The 18,885-nt window shown below is 31.1% G+C and carries 16 protein-coding genes; all 16 read left to right on the top strand.

Annotation, left to right across the window (positions count from 1 at the left end; translation table 11 throughout):
• Window positions 1-175: 175 nt before the first annotated feature.
• The 16 genes from AR685_RS17330 to AR685_RS17255 all read left to right on the top strand — a co-directional run bounded on the left by AR685_RS17330 (window position 176) and on the right by AR685_RS17255 (window position 18,883).
• The gene (locus AR685_RS17330; protein ID WP_117584651.1) at window positions 176-2,518 is read left to right on the top strand and encodes a GumC family protein; all 2,343 of its coding nucleotides are present in this window, start codon (window positions 176-178) and stop codon (window positions 2,516-2,518) included.
• A gap of 79 nt (window positions 2,519-2,597) precedes the next feature.
• Window positions 2,598-4,094, top strand: coding sequence for an oligosaccharide flippase family protein (locus tag AR685_RS17325; RefSeq protein ID WP_059125371.1), 1,497 nt, complete (start codon window positions 2,598-2,600; stop codon window positions 4,092-4,094).
• Window positions 4,087-4,761, top strand: coding sequence for a CatB-related O-acetyltransferase (locus AR685_RS17320; protein WP_059125370.1), 675 nt, complete (start codon window positions 4,087-4,089; stop codon window positions 4,759-4,761). Before AR685_RS17325 ends, AR685_RS17320 begins: the two co-directional genes overlap by 8 nt.
• A 4-nt stretch (window positions 4,762-4,765) precedes the next feature.
• On the top strand, window positions 4,766-5,362 hold the full coding sequence (locus AR685_RS17315) for an acyltransferase (protein ID WP_059125369.1): 597 nt from the start codon (window positions 4,766-4,768) through the stop codon (window positions 5,360-5,362).
• Between the two features lie 197 nt (window positions 5,363-5,559).
• On the top strand, window positions 5,560-6,492 hold the full coding sequence (locus AR685_RS17310; RefSeq protein WP_059125368.1) for a class I SAM-dependent methyltransferase: 933 nt from the start codon (window positions 5,560-5,562) through the stop codon (window positions 6,490-6,492).
• The gene (locus AR685_RS17305) at window positions 6,489-7,625 is read left to right on the top strand and encodes an NAD-dependent epimerase/dehydratase family protein (RefSeq protein WP_059125367.1); all 1,137 of its coding nucleotides are present in this window, start codon (window positions 6,489-6,491) and stop codon (window positions 7,623-7,625) included. The genes AR685_RS17310 and AR685_RS17305 overlap by 4 nt, the downstream gene beginning before the upstream one ends.
• The gene (locus AR685_RS17300) at window positions 7,622-8,524 is read left to right on the top strand and encodes a glycosyltransferase family 2 protein (protein WP_059125366.1); all 903 of its coding nucleotides are present in this window, start codon (window positions 7,622-7,624) and stop codon (window positions 8,522-8,524) included. Before AR685_RS17305 ends, AR685_RS17300 begins: the two co-directional genes overlap by 4 nt.
• A 99-nt stretch (window positions 8,525-8,623) precedes the next feature.
• A complete protein-coding gene (locus tag AR685_RS17295; RefSeq protein WP_059125365.1) occupies window positions 8,624-9,847 on the top strand; it encodes an EpsG family protein in 1,224 nt (407 codons plus the stop codon).
• Between the two features lie 5 nt (window positions 9,848-9,852).
• On the top strand, window positions 9,853-10,995 hold the full coding sequence (locus AR685_RS17290; protein ID WP_059125364.1) for a glycosyltransferase family 4 protein: 1,143 nt from the start codon (window positions 9,853-9,855) through the stop codon (window positions 10,993-10,995).
• A gap of 23 nt (window positions 10,996-11,018) precedes the next feature.
• Entirely contained in the window at window positions 11,019-11,981 is a 963-nt protein-coding gene (locus tag AR685_RS17285; protein ID WP_059125363.1) for a glycosyltransferase family 2 protein, read from the top strand.
• Window positions 11,982-12,099: 118 nt separating this feature from the next.
• Entirely contained in the window at window positions 12,100-13,392 is a 1,293-nt protein-coding gene (locus AR685_RS17280) for a GH39 family glycosyl hydrolase (protein WP_059125362.1), read from the top strand.
• Between the two features lie 62 nt (window positions 13,393-13,454).
• Window positions 13,455-14,552: a glycosyltransferase gene (locus AR685_RS17275; RefSeq protein ID WP_059125361.1), complete on the top strand. Its 1,098-nt coding sequence runs from the start codon at window positions 13,455-13,457 to the stop codon at window positions 14,550-14,552.
• 93 nt (window positions 14,553-14,645) lie between these two features.
• Complete coding sequence (rfbC, locus tag AR685_RS17270; protein ID WP_059125360.1) at window positions 14,646-15,191, top strand: dTDP-4-dehydrorhamnose 3,5-epimerase; 546 nt, start codon at window positions 14,646-14,648, stop codon at window positions 15,189-15,191.
• An 88-nt stretch (window positions 15,192-15,279) separates the two neighbouring features.
• Window positions 15,280-16,668 carry an exopolysaccharide biosynthesis polyprenyl glycosylphosphotransferase gene (locus AR685_RS17265; RefSeq protein ID WP_059125359.1) on the top strand — a complete coding sequence of 463 codons (1,389 nt, stop codon included), beginning with the start codon at window positions 15,280-15,282 and terminating at the stop codon, window positions 16,666-16,668.
• 146 nt (window positions 16,669-16,814) lie between these two features.
• Window positions 16,815-18,116 carry a 30S ribosomal protein S12 methylthiotransferase RimO gene (gene rimO, locus AR685_RS17260; RefSeq protein ID WP_047445347.1) on the top strand — a complete coding sequence of 434 codons (1,302 nt, stop codon included), beginning with the start codon at window positions 16,815-16,817 and terminating at the stop codon, window positions 18,114-18,116.
• A gap of 395 nt (window positions 18,117-18,511) precedes the next feature.
• Window positions 18,512-18,883 carry a septal ring lytic transglycosylase RlpA family protein gene (locus AR685_RS17255; RefSeq protein ID WP_047445349.1) on the top strand — a complete coding sequence of 124 codons (372 nt, stop codon included), beginning with the start codon at window positions 18,512-18,514 and terminating at the stop codon, window positions 18,881-18,883.
• Window positions 18,884-18,885 lie beyond the last annotated feature (2 nt).

The following is an 18,885-nucleotide window of genomic DNA, read 5'->3' as shown; positions in this document are numbered from 1 at the left end:
TTCATAACAATACTTTCACTACAGTTACCTTATCTGATAAGTGAATATTCATGATGATTATTGAATAATATTTAAAAATTAAGATTAACACCTGCCTTTTATAAAATATAGATATATTTGCAGAGTTTTACTAAACCTGAAAATAAATTCTAATTCTCAAAATATAATCCAACAGATGGATCAAAAAAAAGGCAAAGAAATTAATATTAAAGAACTTATAGCTCCGTATTTAAAAAATTGGAAGTATTTCGTTGGGACTGTTTTCTTAATGTTGTTGATGGCAGTTTATTACATAAAATCAACATCTCCAATATATAAAGCTCAAACATCTGTTCTAATTAAAGATGCCAAGAAAATGTCGGCAGCGTCAGGAGATATTGGCGTTCTTCAAAGTATTGGTGGGCTAAGCGGTATGGGAACCAACAGTATTGAAAATGAAGTCGGTGTTTTTGAATCTAAGACCATTGTTTCTGATGTTGTAAAGGATCATAATTTTCAGACTCCTCTTTATGCAAAACAGACATTCAATAATCTTGAATTATACGGAGAGACAAGTCCGTATATCATCAATGTTATTCAGGAAAAAAAGGATAACGAATTGCCAAAAAAGTCCATATCAATAAAAGCGAAAGGCAATAATGTGATTCTTTCTTCTGATGAGTGGGAAAAGGATATATCAACTTCATTTGGTAAAAGTACCAGTTTGCCGTTTGCCGTAATTATGATCCGCAAAAATCCGGAATATAAAGTACAGAAAAAAGTAGACTTATCAGAGGTGTACTTTAATTATAGTGATTTTGATAATACAGTTAATGATTTTCAAGAAGCTTTAAATGTTGATTTATTAGATAAGGACGGAACGATTATAAGTCTATCTGTGGATTTTGAAAATAAAGCTAAAGCTAAAGATTTTCTGAATGGTTTAGTAAGACAATATAATGTCTACGCAATCAGTGATAAAAATATTGAGTCTAAAAGAACGAAAGATTTTATTGATAGAAGAATTATGCTGATATCAAGAGAATTAGGGGATGTTGAAACTCAGAAAGAAGGTTTTAAATCAGGCAATAACATAGTTGATCTTGGTACTGAAGCTAAGATTAATCTACAGCTGAAGGAGCAGAGTAAAGCGCAGATGCTGGAGTTAGGGACGCAAATTGAATTGACCAGAATGTTACAGGGTGCTCTGAACAGAAAAGGGAGTGGTGATGTTTTACCTCTTAATATTGGTTTGGAAAGTGAAGCTGCAGGTCAGGCAATTCAGGATTATAACGCACTTGTTTTACAGAGGAATAAGTATTTAGAACAGGCTACTCCGGATAACCCTTTGGTGATAACTGCTACGAAGCAGATAGAAGAAATGAAGTCTTCCTTAACACAGTCTCTTCAAAGAAATGCAACTACATTAGAGTTGGCGAAGAGAAAAGTGGAAACTCAGCTAGGCGGCTCTGAACAGATGATTAGTAAAATCCCGTCTCAGGAAAAACTGTTCAGAAGTATTGAGAGACAGCAGCAAATCAAAGAAAATCTATATTTACTGCTTTTACAGAAAAGAGAGGAAGCTGCAATCAGCATGGAAATTACTGCTGAAAAAGCCAGAGTATTAGACAAAGCATTTATATTTAAAAAACCGGTTGCTCCAAGAAAAATGTTTACGTTGGGAGTATTTCTTTTTTTAGGTCTGGTAATACCATTTGCAATCATTTATTTAAGACAGCTTCTTCAGAGCACAATCATTACACGATCAGATCTTACGAAACTTACAGACCTTCCAGTAATAGCGGAAATTCCTAGATTGAAAAATAAAGAGGATGCGCTTCTAACATTTAACGACGTTTCACCTATGGCTGAAGCTTTCAGGATCTTTGTTACCAATTTAAGATTTTTACTGCCGGTAAAGGAAACTACTCAGGTGATTATGGTTACGTCATCTGTGAAAGGTGAGGGAAAAACATTTGTATCATCAAATCTTTCAATTATACTGGCCTCTTCCCGTAACAAAGTATTGGTAATTGGTGCAGATGTGAGAAATCCACAGCTCCAGCGTTATAATCCCTCTATGAAAACAGCGAAAGGTTTAACTGAGTTTTTGAGTGGAGATGAAACTTCGGTTGAAGGGATCATTCATCCGAGCGGATACAATGAAAACTGTGATTTTATTTACTCAGGCTCTATTCCTCCAAATCCGACAGATTTATTGCAGAACGGTAGACTAGAAGAGCTTTTGTCGATTCTAAAAGAACTAAACAAATATAAATATATTGTTCTGGATACTGCTCCTCTTTTATTAGTGACAGATTCATTCCTTATTTCTGATATGGCAGATGTTATAGTATATGTTACAAGATCTGAAGTTACAGAAAAAAGTTATCTGGAGTTTTTAAATAATTCTGTTAAAGATAATAAACTTAAAAATGTAGGAATTGTATTAAACGAAGTTAAAGAATCAAATTTCGGATATGGAAACAAGTATGGATATGGCTATCAGGCAGAAGAAAAAAAATGGTGGAAAAAATAATTTAGTTAAATATCAAAATCTTTATATTTAATTAAAATTATTTTTTGCAAAATGCTATGCTGTCTTTAATACATAATAAATGAATTTTTCTTCAAAAAAACTTACAATTAATGCCATGTCGGCTGTTATACAGGTTATTTTTACAGCTTTTTTGTATTTTTTTTTGTATAAATATTTATTAAGATCCATTGGTGTAGAACAATTAGGAATTTGGTCGCTAATATTATCATTTTCTTCGATTGCTAACTTGGCTAATATGGGGCTAACTTCAGGATTAGTAAAATTTGTTGCGGAATATATACTAGAAGATGATAAAAGTAAACTAGGCAAACTCATTTTTACTTCTATTGTATCGATGTCCATTTTATTTATATTTCTTAGTTTAGTTATCCTTTCCGGAGCGCAATTTTTCTTAGGATATGTAATTGATAAAAAATTTTTGGATATTGCATTAGTAATACTCCCATATTCATTAGGCTCTTTGTGTATTAATGCAATAGGAGGCGTGTTTACGTCTGTATTAGAAGGCCATCAGAAAAATTACATCAGAAACTTTATATATATTATTTCTGGTATTGTAATGTATGTAGGGGCTATTTTATTAACGCCGTTATACCAGCTAGAAGGTGTTGCTATTGCACAACTTTTACAATCGGGTTTTATTTTTTTAGCAGCCATGATCTTTACTATAAAAATTAATCCAAATAATAAAATCCGTCATTGGAGATGGAGTACACAATCTTTCAAAGAACTATTCAATTACGGCTATAAATTCCAATTGGTTTCCGTATGCCAAATGCTCTATGAACCTGCAACAAAGTTGCTACTAGGTAAATATGGAGGGCTCGCATTTCTTGGACATTATGAGATGGCAAACAAAGTAGTGAGCCAGTTCAGAGCTTTGTTAACAAATGCAAATCAAGTTGTAGTTCCTGTTGTTGCAGAAAAAGCAAAATTAGAAGAAGCTTCTTTCATGCAAGCTTTTTATATAAAAATGAATCGTGTTTTGCTTTTATTTAATTTACCATTATCAACATCATTAATTATAGCCGCACCTTTAATTTCTTTATTATGGCTTGGTAATTTTAATTTTGATTTTATTTTTTCTGTATTAATTCTCTCCGTAGCAACTTTTTTTAATGTGATGTGTGGTCCGGCTTATTTCAGTTCGATGGGGCAAGGTAGATTAAATATATTAGTATTAGTACATGTAGGAATGGCGTTTGCAAATATTGTCATTGGGATAATTTTAGGACTTTATGCAGGTGGATATGGAATTATTATTGCATGGGCTATTGCTCTTGCAGGCGGTTCTTTGGTTCTGATTTTCAATTATAATAAAACACTGAAAATTAGTATACTCGACGTTTTTCAAAAAGAAGAATTTAAGTTGATATTAGTTGGTTTGGGAATTATTATTTTTAATATTTTATTTTATCAATTCGTACCTATTGACAATAAAATTATTAAAATAGCCATTAGCTTATCTACACTTTTTCTATATTTACCTTTCATTTTAAAGAATAAAAACGTTAAAGAAACAATTTCATCCGTAAAAAGTAAAAAATATGTTTGATAGATCATATTTACAAAGTCCATTGCGAGAATATTTTAATTGGATAGTGACTAAAATAAAATACCAGTCTAAGTATAAATATCTTCGGGTTGGGTACATGTCAAAATTATTTAATACTACTTTCGGGAAATATAATTGGACTGGGAATAATGTAATAATGATAAATTCTTCTATAGGCGATTTTTCATATATATCTGATGGTTCAGTTATTAATGAAACAATTATGGGCAAGTTTTGTTCAATAGGTCCCAATGTCAGAATAGCACCAGGAAAACATCCAACACATACTTTTGTTAGTACTCATCCTGCAATATATTCTAATCCAGACTGTTGTCTCAAAAATTTTCAAACCAAAGATCAACATAATCCAACAAGAAATGTTGTGATAGGTAACGATGTTTGGCTTTGTGCCAATGCAGTGATTGCGGATGGAGTAAAAATTGGAGATGGAGCTATTATCGCTGCAAATGCAGTTGTAACAGCAGATGTTGAGCCTTATTCGATAATGGGTGGTATTCCTGCAAAATTTATCAGAAAAAGATTTAAAGATGAACAGATAGATGTTTTGAATGAATCCAAATGGTGGGATAAAAATATTGATTGGATTGATGAAAATGCTCAATTATTTTTGAATATAGAAGATTATTGTCATTTTCATAAAAAGTAAAACTATGACATTAATATATAATTTGATGTTGATTTTTAACGGTAAGTGGCATAGACTTAAGGCTGTTTTTTGGTATCGGTTTTTATTTAAAAAAATTGGAAAATATTGTGTTGTAATAAACCCATTAAAAATTACTCCAGAATCAATTATTTTGGGTGACAGAGTTTCTATAGGAAATAATGCAAGAATAGAAGGTGTACAACACTATGAAGCTGAAAAATTTGATCCGAAAATTATTCTTAATGATGGTGTAACTATTCAACAAAATCTACATTTGACTTGTGCAGAATCTATAGAAATTGGTAAAAATACTGCAATTGCGGCCAATGTAACCATAACGGATATTCATCATCCTTATGATGATATTCATGTGCCAATAGAACAACAGAATATAACAACAAAACCTGTATATATAGGAGAAGGTTGTAAAATTTATAATAATGTTGTTATTATGCAAGGAACAAAAATTGGAAAACATTGTACAATAGGAGCTAACAGTGTAGTTTCCGGATATTTTGACGATTATTGTGTCATCGTTGGTGCGCCAGCGAAAATTGTTAAAAAGTACAATTCAGACACTAAAATTTGGGAGAAAAAATAAATAAATGACTTGTTTAAAGTAAATTTATAAGCACAAAAGCCACAAAAGATTTAAGAAAATAAATGACGTTTTAAAATTAAAAAAGGCAGTTTCTTTTAAACTTTAAAGAGAAACCTATAAAACTCAAATAACTTTTGTGCGTAAAAAAATGAATTGCATTTTACCTTAAGCAAGTACTGTATAAAAAAATAACTAACATGAAAGAAATCAGAAAAAACTGCCCTGTATGTGGCGACAATCGTATTGATTTTTACACAAATACATACGATAAACATTATGGGCATACAGAAAAAAAATACGATGTTTATTCTTGCACAAAATGTAAATTGCTTTTTCTGAATCCGATGATTGATGACAGCGAATTATTTGCACTATATCCAGAAGATTATTATGATACAAGCATGCAAACAGCAAATGATATTATAAAAAAAAGTCAACCAAATTTTCTTAAGGATTTTTTAATAGGAGCAAAAGCAAAAGATTTGAAATTGTCTTTTGCTGGGAAAAAAGTGCTTGATTTGGGTGTAGGAGATTGTGAACAACTTTATGTCCTACACAAGCAAGGTGCCGAAGCGTATGGAACGGAAATTCGAGAATCAGCCTGCATAATCGGCGAAAAGCTGGGTTTAAAAGTATCGAAAGGCACCTTGTTTGAGGCAAATTACCAATCGGATTTTTTTGATTATATAAGAAGTAATCATTCTTTTGAACACATTACCGAACCTCGCGAATTGTTAGAAGAAATCAATAGAATTTTAAAAGAAAAAGGGAGGCTTTTTATTGGCGTACCAAACACAAAAAGTTGGACATTTCGTTTGTTTGGAAAAAATTGGTATTATCTGGGTGTTCCTTTCCATCCATTTTCATATAACCCAGACAATCTTATCCAATTATGCGAACAATATGGATTCAAAATGGAAAAGATCAACTACAATGCTAATTATTCTAGTTTTGTTAGCGGTATTCAGATTTTGCTTAATTTAAAAAACAAGAAAAAAAGTAGTGATGGATGGTTTCATAGCAAATATAATAGAATCATCTTCCATCAAATAGCTCGATTAAGCAATGTATTCAAACGAGGTGACTGTATGGAAATTACTTTTGTCAAAACAAAGACAGTTTCTAGATGAAAAATATATTGATTACCGGTGGCGCAGGTTTTATAGGCTCAAATATCGCCTTGAAACTTATTGATAAAGGACTGAATGTAACCGTTTTGGATAATCTGTCACCACAAATTCATGGAGACAATCCAGAAATCACTTCACCACTTTACAGAAGTATCATCAATAAAGTTAATTTTATTAATGGCTCTGTAACATCCAAAGAAAAATGGGCTGAAGCTATTGATGAACAAGACGCAATTATACATCTAGCCGCTGAAACAGGAACCGGACAATCTATGTATGAGATTCAAAAATATATTGATGTCAATATTGGTGGTACGGCAATAATGCTGGATGTACTTGCAAACAATCCTCATAAAATTAAAAAAATTGTTGTTGCTGCCTCAAGAGCTATTTATGGAGAAGGAAAATATAAATGTAGTGAACACGGAATAGTTTATCCAACAGAGAGATTGGATGAAGATATGGCAAAAGGCGATTTCCAGTGCAAATGTCCGATATGTTATAATACTGTCGAAATACTTTCAACAACAGAAGATAGCAAAATTCATCCTACATCCGTTTACGGAATTACCAAACAAAACCAAGAGCAAATGGTCTTGACGGTTTGCAAATCTTTAGGGATTGCAGCGGTAGGTTACAGATATCAAAATGTATATGGACCGGGACAATCCTTGTCCAATCCGTACACTGGCATTTTATCCATTTTTTCGACCAGAATCAAAAACGGAAATTCTATCAATATCTTTGAAGATGGGAAAGAAACCAGAGATTTTGTTTACATAGAAGATGTTGCTGAGGCTACAATTTTAGGACTAGAAAAAGATGAAGCTAATGGTCAGGTTTATAATGTTGGGACAGGTGTTGCAATAGATGTGATAACTGTAGCAAACACTTTATCAAAATTTTATAATAAAGAGATTCCGATACAAATCTCTGGTAATTATAGATTAGGAGACATAAGACATAATTTTGCAGATATTTCCAAAATAAAATCAGAATTAGGTTTTGTGCCAAAATGGAATTTTGATAACGGAATTGAAACATTTACAAAATGGGTTAATGAGCAAGAAATCCCAGAAGATAAATATGAATGCTCTATTGAAGAAATGAAGAAGAAAGGCTTGTATAAATGAGTGAAAAAATAGGTATAGTAACCGTCTTATATAATAGTGAGTCTGTTCTAGAAGAATTTTTCAGGACTTTGAATAATCAGACATATAAGAATTTCACATTATATGTCGTGGATAATTTATCGCCTGATAATTCTTTGGAATTAAGCCAAAAATTATCTTCGGAATACCAGTTTAAAACAGTAATTATTGCAAATGATGCCAATTATGGTGTTGCAAAAGGTAATAATATTGGGATTAGAAAAGCAATAATGGATCAATGTGATTTGGTTTTGTTGTCCAATAATGATATAGCTTTGGAAGATGACTCTATCGAAAAGCTTTTGATAGGTGTGGATCAACATAACGCAGATATGGTGGTTCCCAAAATCTATTTTTATGGAACCAACAAAATATGGTGCGCTGGTGGTGGTTATAAAAAACGCAACGGTCTCACAATACATTATGGACAGGGAGAAGAGGACAAAGGACAGTTTGATAAAGACCAGGATGTGACCTATTCTCCAACTTGTTTTATGCTGATCAAAAGAGAAATTTTTGACAGTGTAGGTTTAATGGATGAGAACTATTTTGTGTATTATGATGACACAGACTTTGTTCACAGGGCTATCCAAAAAAATAAGAAACTCTGGTATACCTATGAGTCGCTCATCCATCATAACGAATCTAATTCTACGGAAAAAATGAGTGATTTTTATGTTAAGTTTTTGTGGCGGAATTTGGTCTATTTTTCATTGAAGAATTATAGTTTTTTCTATGCGCGATATGTTGTGTTATATAATTTTTTGTACATTTTAATCATATTATATTTTAAATATCCAAGTAATCAGTGGCGGCTTGCTTTGAAATCGTATAAAGAGGGATTGGATTTGTATATGAACAGTAAGCCCGTGTACGGATAATTTATAAACGAATCTATTGGAGACTCAAAATCAATTTGAAAGAGAGATTTTTTTAGCTGATTTCATTAAAAAAATAAATCAATAATATTACAATAATTTATGCAGCCGACTTTTAGTACAACGTATTCTTATCCATATATTATCCTTTTCTTGATATTTTTTGTTCTTTTTCTTTGGGAAAATAAAATAAGAAAGAAAGAAGGGAATATCAAGATGGTAAGATACTTATGTATGTTGGTCTTTTTTGTTTTCTTTGGCTTTAGAGGCTATTTGGATACAGATTTTACAGTATATTATCCACTCTATGATATGGCCCCAACCATCGATGATACCAAAGGAATTGCAAAATTTTTCTCTGGCATCCATGAAGATATTTTATTGAAAATTGAACCAGGTTTCAAAGTCATTTTAGTCCTGTTAAAAAGTATGAATGAGGATTATTTAACACTCCAGATTTTCTCTTCTTTTATAAATGTTCTTTTTCTGAATTATTTTTTCAAAAAATATTCTCCACAGTATGTTTTAGGTTTTATTATGTACTTGATTTTTTCTGGATTAATTATAGAAATCAATTTGTTACGAAACTCCAAGGCTATATTTCTTTTTATATATTCACTTCAATTTATCAAAGAAAGAAATGCTGTGAAATTTTTTATATGCAATGGCATCGGTATTTTATTTCATTCATCAGCAATTTTCTTTTTTCCAATGTATTTCTTTTTGCATAAAAAAATTCCAATGCCTTTTGTTTGGGGCACGTTTCTATTAGGGAATGTTCTGTTTTTGGGACAGATCAAATACATAACCCCAATTGTAATTGCTGTAGGAGATTTTTTTGGTGGAGCATACGCCTTATTGGCAGAAGGCTACTCTAACAATAAGTTATACAACAGTAGCTATAGTATTTCTATCGGTTATTTAGAAAAGGTATTCACGTTTATTATTTTATATCAATCCTACGAAAAAATTGGTGAAAAGATTAAGGACGAAAAAACACTTAATATTTTTTACAATTTATTTTTTATTTATATCATTACTTATTTCTTCTTGTCAGAATATTCGGTTTTTATAGACAGGATTACAACCTTGTTTGTTTTCTCCTATTGGATATTATATCCTTATCTATATGAAACGGTAAAACAGGAGCTAAAGGTTGTGTTTACGGTAGTGTTATTGTTTTTTGGGATTTACAAAATGGTTTATTCCAATAATAATATATTAAGGAATTACGAAAATATTTTGTGGAATAAGCCAACTATTTCCAGAGCGTATTTCATTTTTAATAAGCATGTAGACAAAGTACTTGACCCTAAAAAGAAATAATAAACATGAAAATTGCCTTTTTATCTACATTTGCTTTGGATGCCAATATATCTCTAATAAATGCACTTAAACATAACAGTGATGTTTATTTTTTTACGGAAGCATTATACGAAATATTTAATTTTCTTGATAAAAAAAAATTAACGAAGACCATATCCAAAGGAACAGAGGTAGATCAACTGGAACGTTTTCGAGATTTGATTGATCTTGACAAAACTTTTGTAATCAAAGGAACTCGGAATTCCAATGTTATTAAAAAGCTTTATATATCTTACCAAATCCATCAATGTCTAAAAGAAATCAAACCAGATGTTATCATCATCGATAACAATATGCTCACTTATTTTGTTTCTACAATAGCCCTAAGAAAAAAAATGTTGTTAGTAGTACACGATCCTTTTTTGCACTCTGGAGAAAATTTGTTCATAGACAGAGTTTTGAGAAAAATACATTTTAGCTTGATTAAACAAAAAATGCTCTTAAATGAAAATCAAAAAAATGAATTTATAGCACATTATAATTATAATTCAAAAGATATTCATACATCTTTTCTGAGTGTATACGATTTTCTGAATTATTTTAAAACGAAAGAATTTGTTGTTTCTGATAATTTTAACATCTTGTTTTTTGGTCGTATATCTCCTTATAAAGGAATCAAATTCTTGCTAGATGCTTTTGTAGAAATTCTGTCAACTAAAAAATATCCAAATATGACGCTGACAATCGCAGGTAGCGGAAATTTTGATTTTGAAATTGAATCTTACAGACAACATCCAGAAATTAAAATTCTGAATCAGTATATTTATCCGGAAAATCTTGCCAATCTTATTTTCAATTCTTCTGTAGTTGTTTGCCCATATATCGATGCGACACAAAGTGGGGTGGTGATGTCTGCCTATGCCTTCAAAAAACCTGTCATAGCAACAAATGTCGGTGGGTTGCCAGAAATGGTTAAAGATCGATCGACCGGGATCATCATCGAGCCCCAAAACTCAGAAGCAATCAAGAATACCATACTTGAATTGTACAATAACAGTTGTTTATTACAAACAATGTCTCAGAATATTGAAAAGTTGTATTTTTCAGGAGAAAAAAGTTGGACAAGTTCTGCAAATCGATTTATTGAAGCACTTGAAAACATAAAATAATTACCTAAAAACATTCTAAATTTATGAAAAACCCTCTAATAACGGTAATTATACCAGTTTATAATGTCGAGCAATATTTAGAAAAATGTTTGGATAGCGTAATCAATCAAGACTATCCAGATTTGGAAATTATTTTAGTAGATGATGGTTCTCCAGATCAATGCGGTGAGATATGTGAAAGATATGCAAAAAAAGATTCTAGAATTAAAGTCATTCATAAAAAAAACGGAGGTCTTTCTGATGCTAGAAACGTAGCCATAGATGTGGCATTTGGAGAATATATTACATTTGTTGACAGTGATGATTATATAAGTGAGGATTATGCTTCGACTTTGTATGAATTAATAAAAAAGAATGACTGTAAAATATCGGCATCTGGTTTTATTAGATTTGAACAGGATGATGTTTTAAAAGTTGGTAATGAAGTAATAAAAGAATATGTTTTTTCTTCAGACAACGCTGTTAAAGAAATGTTTTATCAACAAAAATTTGACACCAGTGCTTGGGCAAAATTGTATCATAGATCTTTGTTTTCAGACGGATTACGTTATCCAGTAGGACTATTGTATGAAGACTTAGCAACTACATATAAGCTTATTCGGAAAAGTGATAAAGTTACTTTTTCAACTAAAGAAACTTATTGTTATTTAATAAGATCTAATAGTATAGAAGGATCTCCTTTTAGCAAAAAAAAATATGAAAGCCTCTTGAAGATTATTGAAGAATTGGAAATTTATAAACTAAAAAATCTTGAATTTTCAAAAGCTATTGATTGCCGTATTTTAAATTTTCTATTTCATCTCTTATTTGAAACAGAAAAAAATAGTGATTATGAAAATATGATTTTTAATATGATAAAAAAATATAGATTAAAAGTTTTAAAAGATTTTAATGCTCGAAAAAAAACAACAATTTCAATTCTTTTGTCATTTTTTGGGATTTCGGTTTTAAGATTTTTTTATAACTACGGCAAATCAAGACATTAAATCACTTGGTTATGGAAAAAAAAGAGTCTTTTGATGGATTTCTTCCTGTAAATAATTTAGAATCCTTGAATGAAAATATTTACATACTAAATGCCTAATTTAATTAAATTTAAAAAAAATGATTTTACCTCATTCAAATAAAAAGCTTTTTGTCGTTATTGTCTTTTTTTTGATGTTTTTTTCTGTCAAAAGTCAGAGAATCAAAGACTCGGTAAAAGTAGAAGTTGATTTTAGCAAAAAACTTGGAAATGTAAACTCTATGTCTGGGTTTTTACATTACGATAATGTAAGACTTCTTGAAAAGAATATAAAAGAACTCAAACCAAAATATTGGCGTATTGGCTGGTCTTACAAATCTCCAGATGACATAACATATCTACGGAGTTTTGGGATAACTCCTATCTTGGTAATCTCGGATTTGTACGGTTATCCCGGAATAAAAAATAATAAAAATTGGCCACACCCTTTATCTACTGAAAAGCTAAAAACATTAATAACAGCAGAATATCAGAAATTCAAAAATACTGTAATTTATGATATTTGGAATGAGCCTTTTCACCAAGCAGGATTTGGTGATTTTGACAAAGAAGAATTTTATCAGATATTTAAAAAAGGACATGATATAATAAGATCTCTTCCCGGAGGAGATAAAGCAATGATTACGGGACCATCTCTTGATAATTATAATGAAAAAGAAATGGATGATTTTCTAAATTTTTGTAACTCAAATAACATAAGGGTAGATGTATTATGCTGGCATGAGTTTAGGGATCAAGAAGGCTTGAAAGATTTCAGTAACGATATGATAAAATTAAGAACCAAAATTCTTCCAAAATATCAAAAAGTTGGTGTAAAAAAAATTGTTTTGACTGAAATACTTAACCAATACTCCATGTTATCTGCATCAGAAGCTTTGCAAAATTTTAAATCTTTTGAAAATAACGGTATTGATGGTACCTGCAAAGCTTGCTGGGCAGAAAGTGATGGCGTTTTTAACTGTAATAATTCTATGAATGGATTGTTAGATAAAAATGGGAATCCCAGATCCATATATTGGGCTTATGAAATCTACAATCACAGTACAAAAAACAGAGTAAAAGATTGGACTAATTATGATCAGACATCTGTATTTGCTTCCTATGATAAAAAAGGCGGTTACATTATTGTAAATAATAATAGTGGAAATAAAGTAGTCAATACAGTTGTGAAAATCAAAAATTTGCAATCTGTATTTGGGACAACCAAAAAATTACTTTTAAAAATCTATGAGATTCCTAACACTCGTGAAGAGCCATTGGAAAAAATGATTTTTAATAAAAGTCAGAAGATTAATATTGTTAAAAATACTACAGAAATCACAATACCAGCAATAAGCCCCAAAACAGTTTATTATATATCGATCTCAAGATGAAAAATGTGAGGTAAGATTTATATAATATCAAATTTTCATTTATTAACAATATACACTTTGATTTGGAAAAGAAAATTAAAATAGTTCAATTTGTAGAAGCATTTGGAGGGGGAGTTTATACCTATGTTAAAGATTTGAGCAATTTTTTAATTACCCATCAGTCAGATATCAATTGTGAAGTACATCTGATTTATAGCCCCAATCGGGTAGAATTGGATAAAGAACTTTTTCTGAAAGAAATTCATCCGGAAATTTTTCTTTATGAATTGGATATGCAACGTCAAATCAGTCTAAAAAAAGATCAGATTGTTGTCAGAGAAACACGAAAAATTCTTAAAAAAATAAAGCCAGACATTATTCACCTTCATTCTGCAAAAGCAGGAGTAATCGGTAGACTAGCTTGTCTTGGATTGGTATCAAAAAAAAATGTTTATTATTCACCACACGGATTTTCTTTTGTTCAGCAAAATATCTCAAAACCAAAAATTTTTCTATTTAAGATAATAGAATTTGTCATGCCGTTTTTATTCGGAGGGACAATCGTTGCTTCCGGTGATACTGAATTTGAAACAGCAAAAAAAATAGCTAAGACAATTCTCATCAGAAACGGTGTTGATTTTGAATTGCCGAATGAAATATATATTCCGGTGAATAATCAAAGATTCACTGTCGGTACTGTTGGAAGATTAACACCACAGAAAAATCCCAAAATGTTCAATGAAATTGCATCAAAATTCCCAAATATTGATTTTGTGTGGATTGGTAATGGAGAGCTTATTGGTGATATTACATCGGAAAATATTACGGTTACCGGTTGGGTGAGAACGAGAAAAGAATTATTGCAAAAAATAAATACACTTGATTTGTATATACAAGTGTCTTTATGGGAGGGACTTCCAATTGCAATATTAGAAGCAATGGCAATGAGGAAACCTCTTTTGGTGAGCAATGTTATGGGTAATAAAGATACTGTTAATGAAGATTTTAATGGGTTTATTTATAACACAGAACACGAAGCTGTAGAAAAAATAAAATATTATTTTGATAAAACTAAAAGATTTGAAATGGGTAATAATTCTTATAAAAAGGTTTTTGAAGAATATAATAAGAATACTAATTTTCTGCAGCTGATCAATACTTATAAAAGAGATTTTAAATAAATTGTTTGTTTTCACAAGACTAATTCTATATTTGTGTTTGAACAAAAAATTATAAACAGATATTATTTTTAATATATCGAATCTAAACAGGTTATGAAGATAAAAGAAACCCCGCTTAAAGATTGCTATATAATTGAACCGACTATTTTTAATGATGACAGAGGGTATTTTTACGAAAAATTCAACGAACAGAAATTTGAACAAGTGACCGGGATGAACGGTCATTTTGTACAGGATAATATTTCAAAATCAAGCTATGGGGTCCTTAGAGGTCTCCATCTTCAAAAGGGAGATAAAGCTCAGGCTAAATTAGTGTCTTGCTTAGAAGGAAAGGTTTTAGATGTAGCAGTTGATCTAAGAGAAGATTCACCCACATTCGGAAAATGGTTTTCTCTAGAATTAACGGCGGAAAATAAATTGCAATTGTATGTTCCCAGAGGTTTCGGACATGGGTTTTCTGTACTTAGCAAAACGGCAGTGTTTTCATATAAATGTGACAACTTTTATAATAAAGAGTCAGAAGGAGGTGTTCTTTGGAATGATCCCGAGCTCGAGATCGATTGGCAGCTTCCTTCTGAAGATATTATCTTATCCGACAAAGACAGGATTCAACCGGTTTTTTCTTTGAAAAATTTTTAATACATTTAGAAATTTGATAAGTATTTAATCTTAATCATTGTTGATGTGCAACAGTTTTTATGATTAAAAACTATAATTACCGGATTTTATGCTAGTTTATTTTTTAAAACATTTACCCAAAATTTTTCTGATAGGTGATTATATTATTATCAATCTTTTTTTTGTTGTAGGTAAATTATATTTTTTTGAATTTGATACTAAGAATTTCGCCCAAGATTACAGAGCGCATTTTCTCCTTCTCAATATATCATGGTTAGTTATTACCATCATAACAAAGCCATATAAAAGTTTAAAAATCAAAGAATCGTCAATACATTTTAATGCACTGACAAAATCTTTCGTTCTGTTGATTTTTACTTCTTTAATTTACCTTAATTTGATTTTTTCAGTGAAAATCGACTACAGAAATATGTTTTTGTATTTTGTTCTGGTTGGTTTTTTTATGACTTTAACCCGATTTCTTCTCTTCCTTTATAGAAAGAAAAACCGGGTTAGATTAGGAAGGAAATCTATTTCTTTTAATACTGTACTTATAGGGGAAAACCATATGTCGACGTCATTGTTGTCGAATAACAATCTAAGGAGATCAATAGGAATCAGAGGCACCTATGCATCAGATAGTACAAAAATTACAAGCAAATATTTAGGTGATATAAATCAATTATTTGAAGATATTGAAAAGACTAAAATAAGGAGCATTATATTTTGTGATGATCATATTGACGTTGAATTATATAAGCGAATTGTAGATGTTGCTGAACATAACATGATACGGATTTATATGGTGCCGAGTTTTAAATATAGTAATCTTGGGCCTAATTATCTAGATGTAATTCATGAAATTCCATTTCTTAAATTGCTAAAAGAGCCTTTGTCGAACCCCAAAAAACAAGTTTTAAAACGTGCGTTTGATATTGGTTTTTCATTTTTTGTAATATTATTTGTATTGTCGTGGCTGATACCCGTCGTTGCAGTCATTATAAGATTAGAAAACAATGCATCGGTGTTTTTTTTACAAAAAAGATCAGGGCTTAATAATGAGACATTCAGCTGCATAAAATTCAGAAGTATGACAGTTAATAACAATGCTGATCTTAAAACTGCTACGAAGAATGATCCAAGAATTACAAGATTTGGAGCTTTTATGAGAAAAACAAGTATTGATGAGTTGCCACAGTTTATCAATGTTTTTCTCGGAGAGATGTCAATAGTAGGTCCCAGGCCGCATATGGTATCTCAGACAGAAATATATTCTAAAATCACTAAAAAGTATATGACTCGCCATATTGTAAAACCGGGTATTACTGGCTGGGCACAAGTGATGGGTTCAAGAGGTGAAATATTTTCTCATAGAGATATGGAAAAGCGCATCGAGAAAGATATTTGGTATATCCAGAATTGGTCGTTTTTTTTGGATATAAAAATTATCTTTCTCACACTATATAATATAATCAAAGGTGACGAACAGGCTTATTAGTTTTGTGATAAAATAAAATACCGCTCTGAAGAAAATACGAAGATAAATTATTAAAATGAAAACCATAACCACTTATTTGTAAGTGGTTTTTATATGTTTAAGATACAGATTTATATTTTGTATCTTTGCACACTCAAAATAGAAAGATGCGTACAAAATCTGTAGGAAAGAAGAAAATTAATATTGTAACGCTTGGATGCTCCAAGAATGTTTACGATTCAGAAGTTTTGATGAGCCAGCTAAAAGCCAATGGTAAAGAGGTGGTGCATGAGGACAGAGGAGATATTGTGGTCATTAACACCTGCGGATTTATTGATAATGCAAAAGAAGAGTCTATCAATACCATTTTAGAGTACGTTGATGCTAAAAACAGAGGCGAAGTAGAGAAAGTTTTCGTTACAGGTTGTCTTTCTGAAAGATACAAACCGGATTTGATTAAGGAAATTCCCGATGTTGACCAATATTTCGGAACAAGAGACTTGCCTATTCTATTAAAACATTTGGGGGCAGATTACAAGCACGAGTTGGTAGGAGAGCGATTGACGACAACACCGAAGCATTATGCATACCTTAAAATTTCTGAAGGATGTGATAGACCTTGTTCTTTCTGTGCAATACCTTTAATGAGAGGTGGTCACGTTTCTACACCGATTGAGAAATTGGTAAAAGAAGCTCAGAAACTGGCAAAAGTGGGGGTGAAAGAATTAATCTTAATTGCTCAGGATTTAACGTATTATGGTTTAGATATATATAAGAAAAGAGCTTTAGGCGAACTTTTAAAAGAGCTGGTAAAAGTCGAAGGAATTGAGTGGATTCGTCTTCATTACGCTTTCCCAAGCGGTTTTCCTGAAGATGTTTTAGATATTATCAGAGAAGAACCTAAAGTTTGTAATTATATAGATATTCCGCTTCAGCATATCAATTCAGATTTGTTGAAATCAATGAAGAGAGGAACCACGCACGAAAAGACAAATGCGTTGTTAGATAAATTCAGAGAGAAAGTACCTGATATGGCAATTAGAACGACATTAATCGTCGGGTATCCAGGCGAAACTGAAGAAAGATTCCAGGAACTTAAAGAGTGGGTGAGAGATCAGAAATTCGACAGATTGGGATGTTTCACATATTCTCATGAAGAAAATACAGGCGCTTATGTTTTAGAAGATGATATTTCGCAGGAAATTAAAGAAGCCAGAGTGGAAGAAATCATGGAGCTGCAGTCACAGATTTCATGGGAAAAGAACCAGACGAAGATCGGACAGGTATATAAATGTGTTTTTGACAGAAAAGAAGGCAATTATTTTGTGGGTCGAACAGAATATGATTCTCCAGATGTAGACAATACGGTTTTGGTTTCCGCAGAAAATACCTACATTTCGATTGGTGAGTTTGCGAATGTAAAAATTACTTCCGCTGAGGAATTTGATTTGTATGGAGAACTAGTATAAGATAAGAGAAAATAGATACGAAATAAAAACCAGTGATTAATTTACTGGTTTTTTGCTTAAAAAGATTCCCGGATTTTATTTTTAAGTTTATTTGATGAAGATTTATTAGGGTTTTAAATTGAATTTTAGCAAAATTTGCATTTTGTAAATTGCTGATTTTAAATATGTTGAAATTGAAATCGCTGTCTGAGTGAGTTTAAAGCAGTTAATTCCATTAACTTTTAACTTTTTTTTTTAACGTTTTTTAACATAGTCACTTAAATGCCCTGATAATAGGAAGTTACAACAGTAATTAATATAAATTTAACTTTTTATTAACAGTTGTTAACGTTTAAAATAGGTGAGTAAAAAGTTTCAGTATACTTTTGCCTTGTCAAACAATAAAATAATTCAAAATGATGAAAAGATTCATTCTCGTAATCATAATGATGATTTCAACACTAGGTATTTATTCTTTCAAAAATAGTACCGAAGATGCGAAGAAAACAAGTTATGCGTCGTACTACCACGACAAGTTTAATGGTAGAAAAACAGCAAGCGGAGAAATTTTTAGTAATTCTAAATTAACTGCAGCACACAGAACGCTTCCTTTTGGAACCGAAATTAAGGTAACCAATCTGAACAATGGAGAAGAGGTAATTGTAACGATTAATGATAGAGGGCCTTTTCATTCATCAAGAGCATTAGATATGTCTAAAGCAGCGTTCGATGAAATTGGGGGAATCAGTAAAGGTATTATCCCAGTAGAGTACGAAATTGTCGATTAAAT

The organism is Chryseobacterium sp. JAH, assembly GCF_001507335.1.
Taxonomy (GTDB): Bacteria; Bacteroidota; Bacteroidia; order Flavobacteriales; family Weeksellaceae; genus Chryseobacterium.
Note: the sequence above shows the minus strand (reverse complement) of the source record. Positions and strands in the feature narration are given on the sequence as shown.

Excerpts from the sequence above, each read along its gene's own strand:
- AR685_RS17310 (WP_059125368.1), top strand. The coding sequence starts at position 5,560 with ATGAAAGAAATCAGAAAAAACTGCCCTGTATGTGGCGACAATCGTATT.
- AR685_RS17315 (WP_059125369.1), top strand. The coding sequence starts at position 4,766 with ATGACATTAATATATAATTTGATGTTGATTTTTAACGGTAAGTGGCAT.
- AR685_RS17255 (WP_047445349.1), top strand. The coding sequence starts at position 18,512 with ATGATGAAAAGATTCATTCTCGTAATCATAATGATGATTTCAACACTA.
- rimO (WP_047445347.1), top strand. The coding sequence starts at position 16,815 with ATGCGTACAAAATCTGTAGGAAAGAAGAAAATTAATATTGTAACGCTT.
- AR685_RS17295 (WP_059125365.1), top strand. The coding sequence starts at position 8,624 with ATGCAGCCGACTTTTAGTACAACGTATTCTTATCCATATATTATCCTT.
- AR685_RS17265 (WP_059125359.1), top strand. The coding sequence starts at position 15,280 with ATGCTAGTTTATTTTTTAAAACATTTACCCAAAATTTTTCTGATAGGT.
- rfbC (WP_059125360.1), top strand. The coding sequence starts at position 14,646 with ATGAAGATAAAAGAAACCCCGCTTAAAGATTGCTATATAATTGAACCG.
- AR685_RS17320 (WP_059125370.1), top strand. The coding sequence starts at position 4,087 with ATGTTTGATAGATCATATTTACAAAGTCCATTGCGAGAATATTTTAAT.
- AR685_RS17300 (WP_059125366.1), top strand. The coding sequence starts at position 7,622 with ATGAGTGAAAAAATAGGTATAGTAACCGTCTTATATAATAGTGAGTCT.
- AR685_RS17330 (WP_117584651.1), top strand. The coding sequence starts at position 176 with ATGGATCAAAAAAAAGGCAAAGAAATTAATATTAAAGAACTTATAGCT.
- AR685_RS17280 (WP_059125362.1), top strand. The coding sequence starts at position 12,100 with ATGATTTTACCTCATTCAAATAAAAAGCTTTTTGTCGTTATTGTCTTT.
- AR685_RS17305 (WP_059125367.1), top strand. The coding sequence starts at position 6,489 with ATGAAAAATATATTGATTACCGGTGGCGCAGGTTTTATAGGCTCAAAT.
- AR685_RS17325 (WP_059125371.1), top strand. The coding sequence starts at position 2,598 with ATGAATTTTTCTTCAAAAAAACTTACAATTAATGCCATGTCGGCTGTT.
- AR685_RS17290 (WP_059125364.1), top strand. The coding sequence starts at position 9,853 with ATGAAAATTGCCTTTTTATCTACATTTGCTTTGGATGCCAATATATCT.
- AR685_RS17285 (WP_059125363.1), top strand. The coding sequence starts at position 11,019 with ATGAAAAACCCTCTAATAACGGTAATTATACCAGTTTATAATGTCGAG.